The organism is Microvirga makkahensis (genome assembly GCF_009830105.1).
GTDB classification, from domain to species: Bacteria; Pseudomonadota; Alphaproteobacteria; order Rhizobiales; family Beijerinckiaceae; genus Microvirga; species Microvirga makkahensis.
Window position 1 is genome coordinate 1 of sequence record NZ_WURB01000039.1, and the last position, 17,632, is coordinate 17,632.

Genomic DNA, 17,632 nt, shown 5'->3' on the forward strand with positions numbered 1-17,632 from the left:
GCTTCTCGGGGCGTTCCAGGTACAGCTTGATGAGGCGCTCAGCGTCTTCCATCAGCACGCTCAGTGCCTCGTCGGAAGGGCCATGCTCAACGTCGCGCAAGTCGTGCTTGAGCCACTCCAAAGCCTTTGACCCTGCATCCCGTTTATTCTCCGTTCGGCACTGGTGTAGGCGTGCCGACGCGGAAGAGCATCCAGGGGGATCCAAAATGCGACGAGACTGTCTCGAACAGAGGCTCAGCGTCTTTGACGGCGGCCGAGGAGCAAGCCCTGAAGAAGGTCGGCTAGTACTACCATTCCGGATATCTCTCGAACTTCTGCAAAGTGCCATAAGGCGACGTTTCGTTTGCGTAAATTGCTTATAACGGTCGATGGCAACCCATCCTAAAAACGGCGTCTATCTCTAAGCTAGGTGAGAGAGCCAGTGCCAGCGGCCAAGCCTAGGAACTAATCTCTCAGGCACCTCCCAAGAGTTCAGAAAGCCGTATCCGTTTTAGACTAAAGTCTAAACAGATCTCAATTGACCCTCATGTTGTCGCTCGTTACCGGTCGACTAGTCGACAAGGATGATGCTATGCTCGCTGTCTCGGTTCAGTCACCCCATCACCTTGAGGTACGCGAGGTTGCCGCGCCGGGAGAACCCGGACCTGGCGAAATCCTCCTGCGAACCATACGGGCAGGCATTTGCGGCTCAGATATCCATATCTTTCACGGCTCGAACCCGTTTGCTCGATACCCGCGTGTCATCGGGCACGAGTTCGCGGGCATCATTGAAGCTGTAGGCGCAGGGGTCGAAGGTTTTGCTCCAGGCGATCGAGCTGTCGTCGATCCAGTGGTCTCGTGCGGCCACTGCTATGCCTGCCGGCTCGGACGGTCCAATGTCTGCGGCAATCTTGAAGTGTTCGGCGTCCATCGCGACGGCGGCTTTCGCGAGAAGCTCGTTGTTCCGGCAATCAACTGCGTGAAAGTGCCGGACACGATGCCCTTCGAGGTTGCAGCTTTGGCCGAGCCCTTCGCTGTTGCGGCCAACGTCCTTTCCCGCACCGGCATTGATGCCGGTGACACCGTGCTCATCTATGGAGCCGGCACTGTTGGCCTTACGGTTCTTCAGGTTGCCAAGCTACATGGCGCCCGCTGCCTAATTGCCGACATCGATGCTGCCCGTCTCGAACGGGCGCGCGCCCTCGGTGCTGATGTGACCATCCACTCGCGGGTGCGATCGGTTCCGGATGCCGTCAAGGACGAGAATGAAGGTCTTGGCCCCACGTTAGTGATCGATGGTGCCGGGATCCCTGCCCTCCTGGAAGAGGCCTGCCGGATCGCAAGCCCGGCCGGTCGCATCGGTCTTCTCGGCTTCTCTCCAGCGCCCTGCAACATCAGCCAGCAGGAAATCGTCAAAAAGGAGCTGACCCTGGTTGGCTCAAGATTGAATCGCAAGTTCCTGCCCCAGGTCGTCACTTGGCTCGCTGAGGGGAAACTCAACCCGGCCGCCATGATCACTCAGACTTTCCTGGCCCAAGAGGCCCGGGCGGCCTTCGATCTGATTGAGACGCGGCCCCAGGACACCATCAAAGTTCAGCTCGCCTTTGGCGAGTAAGAAATGCTTCGCCCGGCCGCTCCCAGAGAGGGCGCGGCTCCCACAAGGAGGAAAATCAATGTCACGCCAGTCAAAGTTTACCCGCCGCGCCGCTGTTGGCGCTCTGGGAACCCTGCTTGCACTCGGTGCCGCATCTCCGTCCTTTGCCCAAGCCAAGACAACCCTGAAGCTGGGACACCTCGGCAATGAAGAGAATGTCTGGCACAAGGCCGCCCTAAGGTTTGCCGAAGAGGTGTCAAAGCGCACCAACGGTGAGATTGAGGTTAAGGTCTTCCCGAACGAGCAACTCGGCAAGGAAACCGATCTGATCAAGGGTATCCAGCTCGGGACGGTCGACTTCACGATCACTGGCGAGTCGCTGCAGAACTGGGCTCCGTCTGCGGCCCTTCTGGCTGTCCCATACGCCATTCGCGATCTTGACCACCTCGACAAGGTCGTGAACGGCCCGGTCGGCCAGAAGATTGCGCAGAACATTGAGGACAAGACCCAGCTCAAGCCTCTTGCCTACTTCGCCCGCGGCGCGCGTGAGCTGACCTCGAACCGCCCCATCAAAACGCCGGATGATCTCAATGGCCTCAAGCTGCGCGTTCCTAACGTGCCGCTTTTCGTGAAGGTCTGGGAATCTCTTGGCGCCAAGCCGACGCCTATGGCGTTCTCGGAGGTGTTCACCTCGCTGCAGAACCACACCATCGACGCCCAGGAAAACCCGCTCGCACTGATCAAGTCGGCGAGCCTCAACGAGGTCCAAAAGTACGTCAATCAGACCGACCACGTGCTGAGCTGGATCTATCTCGTTGGTGGCAGCAAGAAGCTCGGACGTCTTTCTGCTGAGCAGCAGACGGCGATAGCCGAGGCGGCCAAGGCCGCTCAGGCCTATGAGCGTGAGCTGTTCCTGAAGGACGAGCAGCAGCTCGCGGCTGATCTCAAGGCAAAGGGCATGGAGTTCGTCGCCTCGGATAAGGCCGCCTTTGCCGCCAAGGCTCAGCAGGCTGTTGCCGCCGCTCTCCCGGCCGAGATCAAGCCGCTCTACGATGAAATCGTCGCGACGAAGTAGTAAACACTCAGTCCAATAAGGCCTTGAGCAGTCAGTCCTAAAGGCAGACGGCTCAAGGCACACTGTCCTTCCATTGGGACGATGCTATCTAAGCGAGACTGGTCATGCGCAATGTCTTTGCCGCTTTAATGTCGGCCGTGCTCACCCTCTGCCGCTATGGCACGATTGCCGCTTTCAGTGTACTCATTGCTGTTGTGGCAATTCAGGTGCTTGGCCGCATTCCCGGCTTCCCGTCACCGTCTTGGACCGAAGAGGTTGCCCGCTTCGCGCTCGTCTATCTGGTCGCGTTCTCCTGTGGCATTGCCGTCCTTCGCAGCGAACTCGTTAACGTCGATCTCTTCGTCGCGCCCCTTCCCGCGTCGGCCCGACGGATCGTTGACCGCATTGTCGATCTCATCATCCTTGGCTTCTCGATCGCCATCATTCCCGGCGCCTACGATTACGTCGTGGGCAGTATCGGTGAGCGGGCACGCTCCATCGATATTCCAATGATCACGATCTATGTCGTTACGCTCATCATCCCGATGGCTCTCGCCTTCTTCTCGCTGGCGCGTCTCCTTGGCTTTGCCCAACCCTCTCCCGCGAGCCATGGGGAGCTCGTCTGATGCTAGTCACTCTTCTGTTCACGACCTTCGCGGTTTGTCTCGTTCTCGGTGTTCCTATTGGCATCTCGCTGGGCCTTGCCGCAGCCGTTTACCTTGTCGGCGCCGACATTGACCTGAGCGTGGTACCGCAGTTCATGTTCGCCGGCATGGACTCGTTCGTCCTTCTCTGCATCCCCGGTTTCGTACTGGCCGGCAATCTGATGAATGGCGGCGGGATCACGGACCAGATTGTCCGGTTCGGCAATGCCGTTGTCGGTCACATCCGGGGCGGTCTCGGTCTCGCCAACGTTCTTGGCTCAATGATCTTCGCTGGCATTTCGGGAACAGCGGTCGCGGAGACGGCCTCAATCGGGTCTGTCATGATCCCGGCGATGCGCAAATCCGGTTATGACGCTCCCTTCGCAGCGGCCGTGACAGCCGCGGCCTCGACCGTGGGACCGATCATCCCGCCGAGCGTTCCAATGATCATCGTCGGCACCCTGACGGGCCTGTCTGTCGGTAAGATGTTCCTCGCGGGTGCCGTCCCAGGGCTTTTGCTTGGCCTCGGAATGATGCTGACGGTCTATATCCTATCCCGCAAGCGCGGCTACCCGAAAGGTGCCTGGGGCGGAGTCCGTCACGTTCTGGCCACCAGCAGGGGTGCGCTTTGGGCCCTTCTGATGACCGGTGTCATCCTGTTCGGCATCGTCGGTGGCTTCTTTACGCCGACCGAAGCGTCCATCATCTCAGCGCTCTACGCGTTCGTGGTCGGCCTGTTCATCTACAAAGGCTTCAAACTGACCCATCTCCCGAACATCCTCCTTGAGAGTGCCATCGGGTCGGGAGCTCTCATTCTTCTGGTGGGACTAGCGAACGTGTTTGGCTGGATTCTCACAAGCGAGCAGATCCCCCAGATGATCGCCGATGCAATGCTGTCGCTCACCACGAACAAGTACGTGATCATCCTCCTGATCAACATCCTGCTTTTGATCGTCGGCACCTTCATGGAAACCATCGCAGCGCTGATCATCCTGATTCCGCCCTTGCTGGCGGTTGCCGTGAAAGTTGGCATCGACCCTATCCATTTCGCGACCTTTGCCGTGCTCAACCTGATGATTGGCCTGACGACGCCGCCTGTAGGAGTGTGTCTCTTCGTTGCAGCAAACATTGCGAAGGTCTCTCTGGCTGCGGTTTCCCGCGCAATCCTCCCCTTCCTGGTGTGCAACATTCTCATCCTTTTCATTGTGTCCTACATCCCGGAAGTCTCGCTGTGGCTCCCAAGCATCTTCTATAAGTGAGGTGCTGATGTCCTCTTCAAGCATGCACGCCAATAGAGAACGTGCGCGAGGCACGGCGGCTTCGCTACCGTCTGCAACCGTGCGCAGCATCCGGGAGCAAATCCGGGATGATATCGTCACCCTCCGCCTCCGCCCCGGCACGCGGCTATCGGAAAATGAGCTTGCCTTGCGCTTCGGCACCAGTCGTGCCCCAGTACGCGAGGCCCTCATCCGGTTGGTAGAAGAGGGATTGATTGAGGTCTTGCCTCAGCGCGGCAGCTTCGTGAGCCGTATTTCCCTCGCCTCCATGCAGCGAGCACGGTTTGTACGCGAAGCACTGGAAATCGCGATCGTCCGGCGCGCGGCTGAGCGGGGTCTTTCATCAGCCGCCCAGGAAAAGATCACGGCAGCACTAGCCGATCAGGAAAAGGCCCAGACGGACGCCGAACATTTTACTCTTGCGGATGACGCCTTCCATCGTGCTATTGCTGATGACATCGGTATTTCCATGATCTGGTCGGTGCTGGAGCGAGAAAAGTCGCAATTCGATCGGATCCGCTTTCTCAGCCTACCCGTCAGGACACCCGTCGAGGCCCTGATCCGCCAGCACAGAGAGATCCTCAAGGCCATTCTGAGCCGAAGTCCTGAGGAGGCTGAAGCAGCGATGCGCGTCCACCTCTCCGAGGTGCTCAAGATTACAGAGCAACTGGCCGCCGAGCACCCGGATCTGATCGCTAACGATGTCTAATCAGCAAGAACCTAGGATGGCGGAGCGCCCTCTTCTCTCTCCGGCAACTCTCGCCCTCGCCAAGGCCGGAACGCAGCGCCCAGCCTATGACCGCAGCCGACTTCGCACCGGTATCGTTCATCTTGGCCTTGGTGCCTTCGTCCGTGCCCACCAGGCGCTCTATACGGAGGAACTCCACGCCGCCGAGATCGGTGACTGGGGCATTGCAGGTGTCAGCCTCCAGCGTCCCGATCAGCGCGACCGTCTCATGCCGCAAGCAGGGCTATATACTGCGCTGCAAAAGGATCGCACGGGCGTGTCGGCGCGCATTGTGGGCTGCATCAACTCGGTGATGGTGGCCCCGGAAGATCCTGTCGCGGTGGTGGAGGCTATGGCTGATGCCCGCGTGAAGATCGTCAGCCTGACTGTGACCGAGAAAGGCTATTGCATCGACCCGGCCACAGGGCGCCTGCAGCAACATCACCCTGATATCCGCCATGACCTTGAGCATCCGGGCGAGCCGCGGACCGCTGTAGGCCTTATTCTGGCGGCTCTGGAGCGCCGACGAGATGAAGGCATGGCCCCCTTCACGGTTCTGTGCTGCGACAATCTTCCTTCAAACGGGCGCCTGCTCGCATCCCTCGTCAGCGATTTTGCCGCCCTGCGCGATTGCGGGCTCGCTACCTGGGTTGAAACCCATGCCTCCTTTCCGTCCACCATGGTGGATCGGATCGTTCCGGCAACGACCGCTGAGGATATCGCAGAGGCCGCCCGGCTCACGGGGCTAGCGGATGCGGCACCCGTCGTGCATGAGCCTTTCCGCCAATGGGTGATCGAGGATCGGTTCATCGAGAACGCTCGCCCGCGGTGGGAGCGCGTCGGAGTCGAACTAGTCAGGGACGTTGCTCCCTACGAGCACATGAAGCTTCGGCTCCTCAATGGTGCCCACTCAGCTCTGGCATACCTCGGCTATCTGGCGGGTCACGAGACTATCGCGGACACGGTGGAGGATCCGGTTTTGCGCGCCTTTGCCCAGGAGCTCTGGCGAGAGGAGATCATTCCTGTTGTTCCGGCCCCACCCGGTACCGACCTATCCAACTATGCACGAATGCTCCTCGAGCGCTTCTCCAACCCGGCAATTCGGCATCGCACATGGCAGATTGCCATGGATGGGTCGCAGAAGCTTCCGCAGCGGTTGCTCGCGACGGCCCGCGAGCGTCTCTCCCGCGATCTGCCGCTGCCGAGGATTGTGCTCGCCGTGGCGGCGTGGCTGCGCTACGTCGGCGGCATTGACGAGAGCGGGCGCGAGATCGACGTCCGCGATCCCCTCGCCTTCCATCTCCGGACTGTTCTCGACCATGCGGGCAACGCACCGCAGGACCGGGTTCGAGCTGTTGTGGAGATTGAAGCGATCTTCGGTTCCGATCTGTCACGCGACGCCCGCTTCGTGGATGCGCTGACAGCCGCCTACACCCAGCTTCTTACGCGCGGCGCCCGAAATGCCGCAGCGGAGCTCATTTCTGCCGGTTTCTGAGTCCGGCTCTTACGAGGTTACCACCATGGAACAGACCTGGCGTTGGTTCGGCCCTGACGATGTCGTTCAGCTTTCCCATATCTGTCAGACCGGCGCGACGGGGATCGTGACGGCGTTGCACCACATCCCCTATGGCGTCATCTGGAGCATCGAGGAGATCGAGAAGCGCAAGGCGCTCATCACGGCTGATCCCTCGCTTGGCCTGCGCTGGAGCGTGGTGGAGAGCCTGCCCGTCCACGAGAACATCAAGATCGGCGAAGGCGACCTCACGCCCCTGTTCGAAAATTACCGGCAGTCGCTGCGCAATCTGGCCCAATGCGGCATCACCACGATCTGCTACAACTTCATGCCTGTGGTGGACTGGACTCGCACCGAACTCGCCTACCCTCTTCCCGGCGGCGGCACGGCCCTGCGCTTCAATGCGCACGAATTCGCCGCCTTCGACTGCTTCATGCTTGAGCGCGTCGGTGCGGAGGCGGACCATTCACCCGAAATCCTAGAGAGGGCAAGGAATTGGTACGACCGCTCATCGGAAGCGGACCGGCGCCAGCTTCTGTCGAACATCATGGCCGGGCTGCCGGGCGCATACGACCGCTACGACATCCCTGGCCTGCGCGTCATGCTGGACCGCTACCGGGACATCGACGCCAAGGCGCTGCGCGAGAACCTTGCCCGCTTCCTGCGCGAGGTGATCCCAACAGCGGAGGAAGTCGGCATCCGGATGTGCATCCATCCCGATGATCCGCCGCGCCCGCTCATGGGCCTGCCGCGCATCGTGTCCAATGCGGACGACATCGGGTTCATCCTTGACGCAGTCGGCTCCCCTGCAAACGGCCTTACCCTATGCAGCGGGTCGCTTGGGGCCAATCCCGTCAACGATGTTCCGGCCATCGCCAGGCGGTTCGCCAGCCGCATCTGGTTTGCCCACCTGCGCAACGTCGCCAAGGAGCCGGATGGCTCCTTCATGGAGGCGGATCACCTCGGCGGCGATACCGACATGGTGGCTTTGGTAACAGTGCTTCTCGAGGAGCAGAAGCGCCGCAAGGATGCCGGAGATGCGCAGTGGCGCATCCCTATGCGTCCCGACCACGGCCACGAGCTTCTGGACGATGTGGGCAAGCCGACCCACCCGGGCTATCCTGCCATCGGCCGTTTGCGCGGCCTTGCCGAGCTTCGCGGCGTGATGACAGCCGTCTCAGCCCTCCGCGACCTGCCGCTCTAGGATTTTTCTTGCCGACGGTTACCCGCTGCCGCAAGCATCGCTGCGCTGAGACTTCGGAAACTCTGTACGGATGTCGAAACCAGCGGATCGGCATTGACGTTTGCTGATGGTCCAGCCGGTTGGACCATCGCCGGACATCGCTCCACCTGTCTCTGCTCCGGTAGCGGGCTAACTTACGAGGTCGGAATGAACGACGTTGTTTTCCTACCTGAGCACGTTCTGGAAGTGCGCACCTTGGCTGCGCTCCGGGACGCTGGCGCCAACGAGCAGACAGCAGGGGCAGCCACCCGTGCGATGCTTCATGCCTCACGCCTTGGTATCGACAGTCATGGGGTCCGCTTGGCCGCCCATTATGCAAAGGTACTCCGCGGTGGACGTGTGAACCCCAACCCTGCGATAAAGGCATATCGCACGGCGGCGGGTGCGGCTCTTCTCGATGCGGATGACGGCTTGGGGCACGCTGCAGCCTACGCTGCTATAGAGCTGGCCTGCGGCATGGCTAAGGAGGCCGGCGTCGCGGCCGTCGGGGTGGTGCGCTCGTCCCATTACGGGGCCGCGGGAGCCTATGCTCTTGCGGGCGCCGAAGCCGGGATGATCGCGGTTTCGATGTCGAACACGGATGCCATCGTCGCCCTGCATGGCGGGGCCGAGCGGTTTCATGGAACCAACCCGATGGCGATCGGCGCACCTGTTCCAAACCAAAGGCCATGGCTTCTGGACATGGCCACCTCGTCGATCCCGCTCAACCGAGTCTTTCTGTATCAGACTCTGGGCAGGACCCTTCCTGATGGCGTGGCCGCGGATCAGTCAGGCCATCCGACCAGAGACCCAGCGAACGTTGAGATGCTGATGCCGCTGGGTGGCACGGATTTTGGCTTCAAAGGTGCTGGCTTGGCCGGATTGGTGACACTGCTATCGGCCGTACTGACGGGCAGCACTCTCGATCATCTCATGATCCGGATGGCGGAGACCGAGGATTTTGAGACACCCCGCCGAATGGGCCACTTCTGTCTGGCCATTGACCCGGATCGCTTCGCCGGAAGAGCTATCTTCGACGAGGCAATCGCCCGTTATACGGCTGATCTGCGCGCGAGCACCGCACGGGAGGGGCAGAGCGTCATGGCTCCTGGTGACCGGGAATGGGCTGTCGAAGCCGAGCGTGCGCGGACCGGGATCCCCGTAGACCTGCAAACAGCAGAGTTTCTCGAGCTGGCGGAGTAAGACACGAGCTATTGAATAAGAGATGTGCTCCAGCCCTGGCAGAGGAGCAGAGGTCCGCTCCGGGTCATCCGAGGAAACTGCGAACGCCTCGGGAATGTCTGTTGTCTCCTTTGTCAGCAGACATTCGGCCTACTTCACAAATGTGCCATAATGAGACATTGGAGCTAGCTCCTGCCGGGCTAAACAAGTTAACCTTCGCCGCGTTGTCTATGTCGACAAGAGGATTGCTTCTATCTGCGAGAAGATCATGCCGTCAGAAGGACGACGCGGCCCCTCGGTGGCTCCAGGATCACCTTCAGACCACCGGGCCAACCGGTTTTTGGCCGCGTTGGATCTGGAGGATTTTGCCCTTCTTGAGCCCTCTCTTGAGGCCGTGATCCTGCCGCGCGGCACCGTGCTCTATGAACCCGGCGATCCCATCCGCTACACCTACTTTCCGCATGACGCCATCGTGTCCCTCGTCGATGTGATGGAGGACGGCCGTCTGGCCGAGGTGGCGATGTTCGGACGCGAGGGGCTGTTCGGCCTGCTGAGCGCCTTTGTCAGCCGCGAGGCCTTCGGGCGCTATGTCGTGCAGATCCCCGGCTCCGTCTCTCGAATTCCTCTGGACCACATGCACGAGGCCATCCGGACGCGTCCTGCTCTGCAGCGGCAGGTGCTCGCCTACAACGAGGCGCTGCTCGCCCAGGCGTATCACACGGTCGCGTGCAATGCGGTGCACCCGGTCGAGGCGCGCTGCTGCCGCTGGCTCCTCAACACGCACGACCGCCTGAAGCAGGATGCCCTGCCCCTCACGCATGAGTTTCTGGCCGAGATGCTCGGCGTGCAGCGCTCCACGGTCAGTGCGACCCTGCGGGGCCTGCAAGGCAGGGGCCTGATTGAGCAATACCGCGGCGGCATCGTGGTGCTCGACCGTACCAAGCTCGAACAAGCCGCCTGCGAGTGCTACCGCAAGATCCGTTTCCGCTTCGAGACGCTGCTGCCGGGCACCTTTGCCGAGCCGGATCACGGCAACGGCCCACCTTCACGATCTGTCTGGTTCGCCGCCCCCACCCCCAAGCCACGCCGGTGAGATCGCATCGTCGCTACGAAAAGACCGCATCATCTTTCATAGGTATTCTCTGCCTCGCCGCTACACCCGATTGGATCAAGCGATGACACACCCTAGAGTATGTCCGAGTATTTCATATCTCTGGACGATCCGGCTCCAACCATAATAACGCCGGTCTCGAAGGTGCCGTTTCTGTTCAAGTCTGAGAGAAGATAACCTGTATCGGTCGTGCTGTTGTAGAGGAATGCGTGGTCCTCGTTCCGCAGTGCGGTGCGCTCAACCTGCGCTCGGGCGGCTTCGATTGTTGTCGCGCTTGTGGCAGCCTCACCGTAATTCGAGGACTTACCGGCACGAGGCATGTCGATCCAATCATACGCCACGTTCCAGTCCCAGATAGTGTCCGCCCCCGACGTGGTGCTCGGAGATGAGCCGCTCGAGAAGATGAAGTAGTCCGCCCCGGTTCCGCCATAGAGATCATCTGATCCCGACCCGCCGTTAAGCCGGTCACTGTAACTGCCACCCTCCAGACGATCGTCGCCAGCAAGACCCGAAAGTGTGTCTCGTCCTGCAAGCCCCTGGATCGTGTCAGGACCTGAGGTGCCGGTCAGCGTATCATAGCCCGACGTGCCAACAATGGCCATGCCGTCGTCAGTCAAAGCCCTTACCACGCCGTCCTGAATCCAAAGGGTAGCCTCGACCGTGTTGTTCTGCTCGTTGGTTTCCGGGATCATAGTGCCATAGTCAACCGTGATCGTCAGCTTGTATGTACCGTTGGGAATGCCATCGATAACGATGTATTGGCCCGGCAAGCGGTCGTGATACACATCTGCCCAGCCCGCGGAGATTCCCTGATTGCTGCAGGTGAAAAAAGGCTGATCCCTCACCGAAGACGCGGTGCTCACTTGAATCGTGTCTTCGAGGCAGAACGACTGCTTCGCGCCTTCAAACTTCTTGCCCGTTTCAATGTCGGTCAGAGTATACTGGTTAAATTTTCGGAAGTGATAATGGTTATGTGACGTCGACCATTCGAACCAGTTTGGATGGTCTTCCGGGTCTCCAACGACGAAGTCGTTCGTTCCCATGTTTGTGATGATGGTGTCGAAGCGCAAGACGGTGTGGGTGCCTGGCGTGACTGCGCCATCCTTAACATCGCCACTGTCGCTGCTGAATGTTTCGGTGCGAATGTAGAAGTCTTTCACGGATGGAATGAGGTCAACGCCCTGGATCTCGAGCTCATGCATATTCTGACCCTCTGAGAGAGAAGCCCCCACAAACCTTACTGAGTGAACCATTAGGGGCATCACAAACTTGCGAGCAGTACTCGTCAAGTAATATTCAGTATATGAATAGCTTATAAATTATCCTACAGTAAGACTACCCGCTTACCGGTAGGTTTTTAGGGATAGTTCCTGGGCTGTCGTCCAGCAGCCATCATTCCCTGTGTTGGGTAAGCTTCTGGGCGAACTGAAAAGAGATGGGCGTTGCAAATGGCCTCTGCGGCCTCGATCTGATCCACTTTGTGGTCGAAGGTGGCACAGCGTATGCCTTTGGGCCCGTCGATTGGATCGCCAATCCCCGTTCGCTCCGAGCTGCTGGCAGCGTTTGAACGCTTGGATGATAGCGCAGTCATAGGCGCTCTGGCGGCCTGAGAAAGCGAGAGCCAGTCTGATGGGCGATGCGGCACTGCGTGGGCCGTTCGACAGCAATGCGGAAGGCTGAAGGTCTGCTCGGGATCAACAGCAGCAGATCCGAGCGTCTGGTGAAGGTCGGATCTGCGCGCGAAAGGAGGCGCTAAGAGCCGCTATCGAATTGCGGAGGCTCGCTCATATGGCATCTGAGTACGCCCACGCGAGAGCCAACCTGAAGCCTGACGCTATGGTGCGTTCACCGCATAAGACCTCGCGTCCGGTCAGTTCAGGTGGAACAACCATCCAGGAGTGTAGCTCAATCGGCTAGAGCACCGGTCTCCAAAACCGGGGGCTGGGGGTTCTAGTGCCAGCACGACACCATCCCGACAAGCAGCTCCCCCTCTTGGATGATTGACCGGGCAGGGCCCGGATCCTTAGAGCGGCATCATTTCAACGGCACACAGTGGTAGATCGATGATCGTGCGGGACAGGCCAAGATTCTGGGACATCCTCTTTGCATTGCGCGGGTCGATCGTCCCGCGGATCGCGCCCCATATGGCGGTGATGGGGGTTGTGTCCGTTCTGGCTGTTCTTCTGGTCCGCTGGCACCCTGAAGTCTTCGCCCAGCTCGGTGCCATGCCGTTCACGCTGATCGGTATTGCCCTATCCATCTTCATGAGCTTTCGAAACAACGCCTGCTATGACCGCTGGTGGGAGGCTCGCAAGCTCTGGGGCCAGCTCATCATCGAAACGCGCTCGTTTGCTCGCCAGACGATCGATCTCGATGTGGCGCGGCGCGAACCGCTTCTGCTTGGCTTGTGTGGCTTTGCGCATGGATTGGCAGCCCGGCTGCGTGACCAAGATGAGGCCAGCCGAATGAAGCCCTGGGCCGGCGAGGATATCGCAGCCGCCGGACCGAACCCGACCGATTCGGTCCTGCGCGAGATCGGGCGCCAATGCGCCCAACTGACCTCAACCGGCACGATCAGCGACATCCGGTATTCAGTGCTCGAGCAACGTCTGAGTGCCCTGAGTGCCGTCCAGGCGGGCTGCGAGCGGATCAAGGCAACGCCCCTGCCCTTCGCTTACACCCTTCTGTTGCACCGGACTGCTTATCTCTTCTGCGTCTTGCTGCCATTCGCGTTGGCAGGAGCGCTCGGCTGGTGGACGCCTCTGCTTGTGATCACCATCTGCTATACGTTTTTTGGTCTGGATGCCCTTGGTGATGAGCTTGAGGATCCATTCGGGCAGGAGATGAACGATCTACCCTTAGATGCCATGATCCGCGTGGTTGAGCGCGAACTGCTGGATGCGCTCGGACGAACAGACTTGCCTCCCCTCCTGGAGCCAGTTGATCAACTCCTGACTTAGGCGGATTGTCGTTCAACTTCCATCAACTTCAACTGAACCACCACTTCCCCGCGATCAGAACGGACTTTCCGCCGGGCGTATCAGGCGGGAGTTCTCATACGTCCATGCCCCCTTGGAACGCCACAGATCCGGTCGGAAGGTAGGGCCGCTTTGGGTCGATGAGGGCCTTCACGTAGGGCCATGTGTTGGTCCGCTCATTGGGCCATTGCTGAACATCAGCGTACTTCCGAGAAGTGCCATAATCCGACATTCATGCCTTACTCAAATAATGTCTTGGCTAACTAATGCCGAGCACGACATTTCTCCCACAGGCATGACAGCGTTTCTGCGGGAGAGAGGCCACTTGAAATGTCTAGCAACCTCGAGTCGCTCAGACACGCTCTGGTCCCGCAAATGGGAAGGCGACACTTTAAAGTTCGGCTAGGGATAGCGCACCGGCGGGGGCGGCGGCTCGGGCAACGGGATGAACTCGGCCTCGTCACCGGGAACGGAGTCGAAGCGAGCCGCCTTCCAGTCGGCCTTGGCCTGCTCGATGCGGTCCTGGCGCGACGAGACGAAGTTCCACCAGATGAAGCGGGGACCATCCATCGGCTCGCCGCCGAGCATCATGAAGCGGGCATCGCTGCGCGCCCGGATCGTGATGCGGTCCCCCGGCCGGAACACCAGCAGCTGGCCGGACGGGAACACGTCGCCCGAGATCTCGACCTCGCCCGAGACGGTGTAGATCGCCCGCTCGTCGTAGTCCGGATCCAGCGGCACCGCGGCTCCTGCCTGGAGCGCCACGTCGGCATAGAACATCGGGCTGGACGTCTTCACCGGGGAAGTGGCGCCGAGGATCGAGCCGGCGATGAGCCGCACCGTCTTGCCGTCGCCATCGAGCACCGGCATCCGGCCGGCGTCGTAGTGCACGAAGTCCGGCGTGGTCTCCTCGTCCTTCGCAGACAGCGCCACCCAGCTCTGGATGCCGAACAGCTTCGAACCCGTCGCGCGCACCTCCGGCGCGGTCCGCTCGGAGTGGACGATGCCGCGCCCGGCCGTCATCCAGTTGAGCTCACCCGGGCGGATCGGCAGCGCCGTCCCCAATGAGTCCCGGTGCATGATCTCGCCGTCGAACAGGTAGGTGACGGTCGAGAGCCCGATGTGCGGGTGCGGCCGCACATCCATGCCGGCCCCGAGCAGGAACTCGGACGGTCCCATCTGGTCGAAGAAGATGAAGGGGCCGACCATCTGCCGCTGGGCCGAGGGCAACGCCCGGCGCACCTCGAAGCTGCCGAGGTCGCGCGCCCGGGGCACGATGACCGTCTCGATGGCGTCACAGGCGAGCTTGTCGCCCGGCTGCGGATCGTCGGCGTGGTTCCAACTCATCAGATGTCTCCTTGACCAGCACGGGTCGGTTGGGTGCGTCCGGCTTCCCGATGCCTCGGGAACCCTGTTGGAGGAATACCCCTGACTTAGGACCAGGGCCTTGGGGGACCAAGGAGCGACCCAGCCTCGCGGCCTGGATCGCTCGCCCGGAAGCCCATCCGAGGAATCAAAGCGGCGCGAGGTCCGCCTCGATCTGTTGGCGCCGGCCTTCCAGGAACGGCGGCAGGGACAGCGTCTCGCCGAGCGTGTCCATCGGCTCGTCGGCGGCGAAGCCCGGCCCGTCGGTGGCGATCTCGAACAGGATGCCGTTCGGCTCGCGAAAGTACAGGCTGCGGAACCAGAAGCGGTCGACCGGGCCGCTCGACGGCATGCGCACATGGTTGAGGCGCTCGGCCCAGGCCTCGTAGTCGGCGTCGGGGATGCGGAAGGCCACGTGGTGGACGCCCCCGGCCCCAGGCTGGGCCGCGGGCAGGTTGGGCTCGACGGACACGTGCAGCTCGGCCGCCGCGCCGCCCGTGCCCATCTGGTAGACGTGGGTGCGGATTTCCGCATTGCTGGGCGTGGCATAATCACGGACCCGGGTCATGCCCAGGATCTTGGTGAGCACGAGATCCGTGTAATCCAGCTCGGGCACACTGATCGTGATCGGCCCGAGGCCGCGGATCTGGTGCTCGGCCGGCACGGGGCTGCACTCCCACGGATGGGACTGCTCGCCCTGCCCGCCGTCGTCGATCAAGCTGAGGCGCTGGCCCTCGAAGTCCTCGAAGTCGAGGGTGAGGCGTCCATCGCGCTCGACGACCTCGGAGTGCGTGACGCCGAGGTCCTGGAAGCGCCGCTTCCACCAGGCGAGCGTGTCGGCCCCGGCGACGCGCATGCCGGTGCGGGTGATGCTGTGCGTGCCGCGTTGCTCCCGCTCCACGGGCCAGTCGAAGAAGGTGATGTCGGTGCCGGGCGAGCCGCGCCCGTCGGCATAGAACAGGTGGTAGGCGGTCACATCGTCCTGGTTGACGGTCTTCTTCACCAGCCGCAGGCCAAGGGTCTGGGTGTAGAAGGCGTGGTTGGCGGGGGCGTTGCCGGTGACGGCGGTGAGATGATGGATGCCGGTGAGTTGCATGATTGGTGTCCTTGTCGGGCGAGGCGGGCCAACAGCCCGCCTGCCGGGAATGGCTAGAGTTGCTCGATCCAGGCCTTGGCGAGGGCCACGTCGGTCTGTGACAGACCGTGACCCGTGGGGAGCACCCGGTGCTCGACGGTGGCCCCGGCCGCCTTCAGCGTGGCGGCCAGCCGCTTGGCGTTCTCCGCCGGCACGATGGGGTCCGAAGCGCCCGAGAGGATCAGCACCGGCTTTCCAGTGAGGTCGGCTGCCGGCGGATCCTGCAACGGCACCATCGCCCGCAACAGGGCGGCCCCGGCCAGAGCCTCCGGACGGAGCTGCAACACGGCGGCGGCGATGTTGGCGCCATTGGAGAAGCCGACCGCAATCGGCGCCGCCAGACCATAGGCCTCCCGCGCCTCGGCGATGAAGTCGGCGAGCTCGTGGGCGCGGCGGCGCACGTCCTCCTCGTCGAACACACCCTCGGCGAGGCGGCGGAAGAAGCGCGGCATGCCGCCCTCCAGCACCTTGCCGCGCGGCGACAGGAGCGCTGAGCCAGGGGAGAGCATCGGCCCGAGCGGCAGTAGGTCGTCCTCGTTGCCGCCGGTGCCATGCAGCAGCAGGAGCGGCGGGTGGCCCGGCGCCGGGGCAGGCGTGAAGCGATGGATGAACGGGAGTTCGGTCGTCGTGGTCATGGCAACCTCGATCAGGGTCTTGACAGCCCTGCCAATGCGGAAAGGGAAAGGTCCCTACGCCCGGATGGGTCGGGCGCAGGGTGGGTTGGCGTTGGGTCAGGCGACCTTGGGCAGGACTGCTTCGATCTGGTCGCGGTTCGGCTCCAGGAAGCGGGGCAGCTTCAGGGCCCGGCCGAGGGACTCGGCCGGCTCGTCGGCCGCAAAGCCCGGCGCGTCGGTGGCGATCTCGAACAGCAGGCCGCCCGGCTCGCGGAAGTAGACGGCGCGGAAGTAGTCGCGGTCCTTCTGCTCCGTCGTGCGGATGCCGTGGTTCTCGGCGAGCTTCTTGACCATGTCGGCCTGCGCCGCATCATCAGTCGCCCGGAAGGCGATGTGGTGGACCGTGCCGGCGCCCGGACGGCCCGGCAGGAAACCACCCGCCTCGCGCAGGTCGACGATGCCGCCCAGCGCCGTGTCCCCGGCCTTGTACCGAACCAGCGAACCCTCGCGGGCCACCTCGGTGAAGCCGAACACATCCGTCAGGATGGCGCCGGTCGGAGCCGCCTTGTCCAACAGCAAGCTGGCGCCGTGGAAGCCGCGGATCGCATGCTCGACCGGGATCTCGCCGGTGCTCCAGGCGGGCTCGGCCTCGATGCCGGGCATGGCCACCAAGGCCAGCCGCATGCCATCGGGATCCTTGAAGGCCAGGACAGTCTCGCCGAAGCGCTTCTGCGGCGCCTCATGCGGCACGCCCTTCTCGACGAGGCGGTGCGTCCAGTAGCCGATGGCGCCTTCCGGCACCCGGAAAACGGTTTCCTGGGTCTCGCCGATCCCGAGCCGGCCCGGGGCGGCATGCTCCCACGGGAAGAAGGTCAGGATCGTGCCGGGCTGGCCGGCCTCGTCACCGTAGTAGAAGTGGTAGGTGCCGGGATCGTCGAAGTTGACGGTCTTCTTGACCAGCCGCAGGCCCAGCGTGCGGGTGTAGAAGTCGAGGTTGCGCTGGGCCGGGCCGGCGATGGCGGTGATGTGGTGGATGCCGTTCTGACGCATTGATCTATCCTCGAAGGGGGCGACCACCGCCCCGGTTGCTGCATCAGAGATACGCCGGTCGGGCCCGAATACCATACGGTTTCGATTGCGCAGATGCAATTTCAAGACTGCACTGCGACGTGTTGAATTGCATCAACGAAAGGATCAACCTTGTCGCCATCGGACCAGACCCGGTCCCGGAGACAGA

15 protein-coding genes are annotated in these 17,632 nt (G+C 61.8%); 10 read left to right on the top strand and 5 right to left on the bottom strand.

The genetic code is table 11. The features are described from left to right. The first annotated feature begins 571 nt into the window (after positions 1–571). From GR328_RS24580 to GR328_RS24620, 9 genes are all read left to right on the top strand, one after another. Entirely contained in the window at positions 572–1,594 is a 1,023-nt protein-coding gene (locus GR328_RS24580; RefSeq protein WP_160888298.1) for a Zn-dependent oxidoreductase, read from the top strand. Positions 1,595–1,652: 58 nt separating this feature from the next. After that, positions 1,653–2,648 (top strand): TRAP transporter substrate-binding protein, encoded by a 996-nt coding sequence (locus tag GR328_RS24585; RefSeq protein ID WP_160888299.1) that lies wholly within the window; start codon positions 1,653–1,655, stop codon positions 2,646–2,648. Between the two features lie 104 nt (positions 2,649–2,752). Then, a complete protein-coding gene (locus tag GR328_RS24590) occupies positions 2,753–3,253 on the top strand; it encodes a TRAP transporter small permease (protein WP_160888300.1) in 501 nt (166 codons plus the stop codon). Then, positions 3,253–4,530, top strand: a complete 1,278-nt coding sequence (locus GR328_RS24595) for a TRAP transporter large permease (protein ID WP_160888301.1) — start codon at positions 3,253–3,255, stop codon at positions 4,528–4,530. The genes GR328_RS24590 and GR328_RS24595 overlap by 1 nt, the downstream gene beginning before the upstream one ends. 7 nt (positions 4,531–4,537) lie before the next feature. Continuing rightward, positions 4,538–5,257 (top strand): GntR family transcriptional regulator, encoded by a 720-nt coding sequence (locus tag GR328_RS24600; RefSeq protein ID WP_160888302.1) that lies wholly within the window; start codon positions 4,538–4,540, stop codon positions 5,255–5,257. 16 nt (positions 5,258–5,273) lie between these two features. Continuing rightward, a complete protein-coding gene (locus tag GR328_RS24605) occupies positions 5,274–6,770 on the top strand; it encodes a mannitol dehydrogenase family protein (protein WP_160888303.1) in 1,497 nt (498 codons plus the stop codon). A gap of 25 nt (positions 6,771–6,795) precedes the next feature. Beyond that, positions 6,796–7,992: a mannonate dehydratase gene (gene uxuA / locus GR328_RS24610; RefSeq protein WP_160888304.1), complete on the top strand. Its 1,197-nt coding sequence runs from the start codon at positions 6,796–6,798 to the stop codon at positions 7,990–7,992. Positions 7,993–8,178: 186 nt separating this feature from the next. Then, on the top strand, positions 8,179–9,213 hold the full coding sequence (locus GR328_RS24615) for an Ldh family oxidoreductase (protein ID WP_160888305.1): 1,035 nt from the start codon (positions 8,179–8,181) through the stop codon (positions 9,211–9,213). Between the two features lie 319 nt (positions 9,214–9,532). Then, the gene (locus tag GR328_RS24620) at positions 9,533–10,285 is read left to right on the top strand and encodes a Crp/Fnr family transcriptional regulator (protein WP_246216079.1); all 753 of its coding nucleotides are present in this window, start codon (positions 9,533–9,535) and stop codon (positions 10,283–10,285) included. 92 nt (positions 10,286–10,377) lie between these two features. On the opposite strand, the gene GR328_RS24625 is transcribed toward GR328_RS24620, so the two are convergent. Then, on the bottom strand, positions 10,378–11,505 hold the full coding sequence (locus GR328_RS24625) for a lysyl oxidase family protein (protein WP_160888307.1): 1,128 nt from the start codon (positions 11,503–11,505) through the stop codon (positions 10,378–10,380). Positions 11,506–12,366: 861 nt separating this feature from the next. Here GR328_RS24625 and GR328_RS24630 point away from each other — a divergent pair. Beyond that, positions 12,367–13,263 (top strand): bestrophin family protein, encoded by an 897-nt coding sequence (locus GR328_RS24630; protein ID WP_160888308.1) that lies wholly within the window; start codon positions 12,367–12,369, stop codon positions 13,261–13,263. A gap of 420 nt (positions 13,264–13,683) precedes the next feature. On the opposite strand, the gene GR328_RS24635 is transcribed toward GR328_RS24630, so the two are convergent. The 4 genes from GR328_RS24635 to GR328_RS24650 all read right to left on the bottom strand — a co-directional run bounded on the left by GR328_RS24635 (position 13,684) and on the right by GR328_RS24650 (position 17,445). Next, positions 13,684–14,628: a pirin family protein gene (locus tag GR328_RS24635; protein ID WP_160888309.1), complete on the bottom strand. Its 945-nt coding sequence runs from the start codon at positions 14,626–14,628 to the stop codon at positions 13,684–13,686. Positions 14,629–14,794: 166 nt separating this feature from the next. Then, on the bottom strand, positions 14,795–15,742 hold the full coding sequence (locus GR328_RS24640; protein WP_160888310.1) for a ring-cleaving dioxygenase: 948 nt from the start codon (positions 15,740–15,742) through the stop codon (positions 14,795–14,797). Between the two features lie 53 nt (positions 15,743–15,795). Continuing rightward, entirely contained in the window at positions 15,796–16,416 is a 621-nt protein-coding gene (locus tag GR328_RS24645; protein WP_160888311.1) for an alpha/beta hydrolase, read from the bottom strand. A gap of 96 nt (positions 16,417–16,512) precedes the next feature. Then, positions 16,513–17,445, bottom strand: a complete 933-nt coding sequence (locus GR328_RS24650; RefSeq protein ID WP_160888312.1) for a ring-cleaving dioxygenase — start codon at positions 17,443–17,445, stop codon at positions 16,513–16,515. Between the last annotated feature and the right edge of the window lie 187 nt (positions 17,446–17,632).

What these genes read in the sequence shown, in the direction of transcription:
- GR328_RS24580 (WP_160888298.1), top strand. Translation starts at nt 572, where the DNA reads ATGCTCGCTGTCTCGGTTCAGTCACCCCATCACCTTGAGGTACGCGAG.
- GR328_RS24585 (WP_160888299.1), top strand. Translation starts at nt 1,653, where the DNA reads ATGTCACGCCAGTCAAAGTTTACCCGCCGCGCCGCTGTTGGCGCTCTG.
- GR328_RS24590 (WP_160888300.1), top strand. Translation starts at nt 2,753, where the DNA reads ATGCGCAATGTCTTTGCCGCTTTAATGTCGGCCGTGCTCACCCTCTGC.
- GR328_RS24595 (WP_160888301.1), top strand. Translation starts at nt 3,253, where the DNA reads ATGCTAGTCACTCTTCTGTTCACGACCTTCGCGGTTTGTCTCGTTCTC.
- GR328_RS24600 (WP_160888302.1), top strand. Translation starts at nt 4,538, where the DNA reads ATGTCCTCTTCAAGCATGCACGCCAATAGAGAACGTGCGCGAGGCACG.
- GR328_RS24605 (WP_160888303.1), top strand. Translation starts at nt 5,274, where the DNA reads ATGGCGGAGCGCCCTCTTCTCTCTCCGGCAACTCTCGCCCTCGCCAAG.
- uxuA (WP_160888304.1), top strand. Translation starts at nt 6,796, where the DNA reads ATGGAACAGACCTGGCGTTGGTTCGGCCCTGACGATGTCGTTCAGCTT.
- GR328_RS24615 (WP_160888305.1), top strand. Translation starts at nt 8,179, where the DNA reads ATGAACGACGTTGTTTTCCTACCTGAGCACGTTCTGGAAGTGCGCACC.
- GR328_RS24625 (WP_160888307.1), bottom strand. Translation starts at nt 11,505, where the DNA reads ATGCATGAGCTCGAGATCCAGGGCGTTGACCTCATTCCATCCGTGAAA.
- GR328_RS24630 (WP_160888308.1), top strand. Translation starts at nt 12,367, where the DNA reads ATGATCGTGCGGGACAGGCCAAGATTCTGGGACATCCTCTTTGCATTG.
- GR328_RS24635 (WP_160888309.1), bottom strand. Translation starts at nt 14,628, where the DNA reads ATGAGTTGGAACCACGCCGACGATCCGCAGCCGGGCGACAAGCTCGCC.
- GR328_RS24640 (WP_160888310.1), bottom strand. Translation starts at nt 15,742, where the DNA reads ATGCAACTCACCGGCATCCATCATCTCACCGCCGTCACCGGCAACGCC.
- GR328_RS24645 (WP_160888311.1), bottom strand. Translation starts at nt 16,416, where the DNA reads ATGACCACGACGACCGAACTCCCGTTCATCCATCGCTTCACGCCTGCC.
- GR328_RS24650 (WP_160888312.1), bottom strand. Translation starts at nt 17,445, where the DNA reads ATGCGTCAGAACGGCATCCACCACATCACCGCCATCGCCGGCCCGGCC.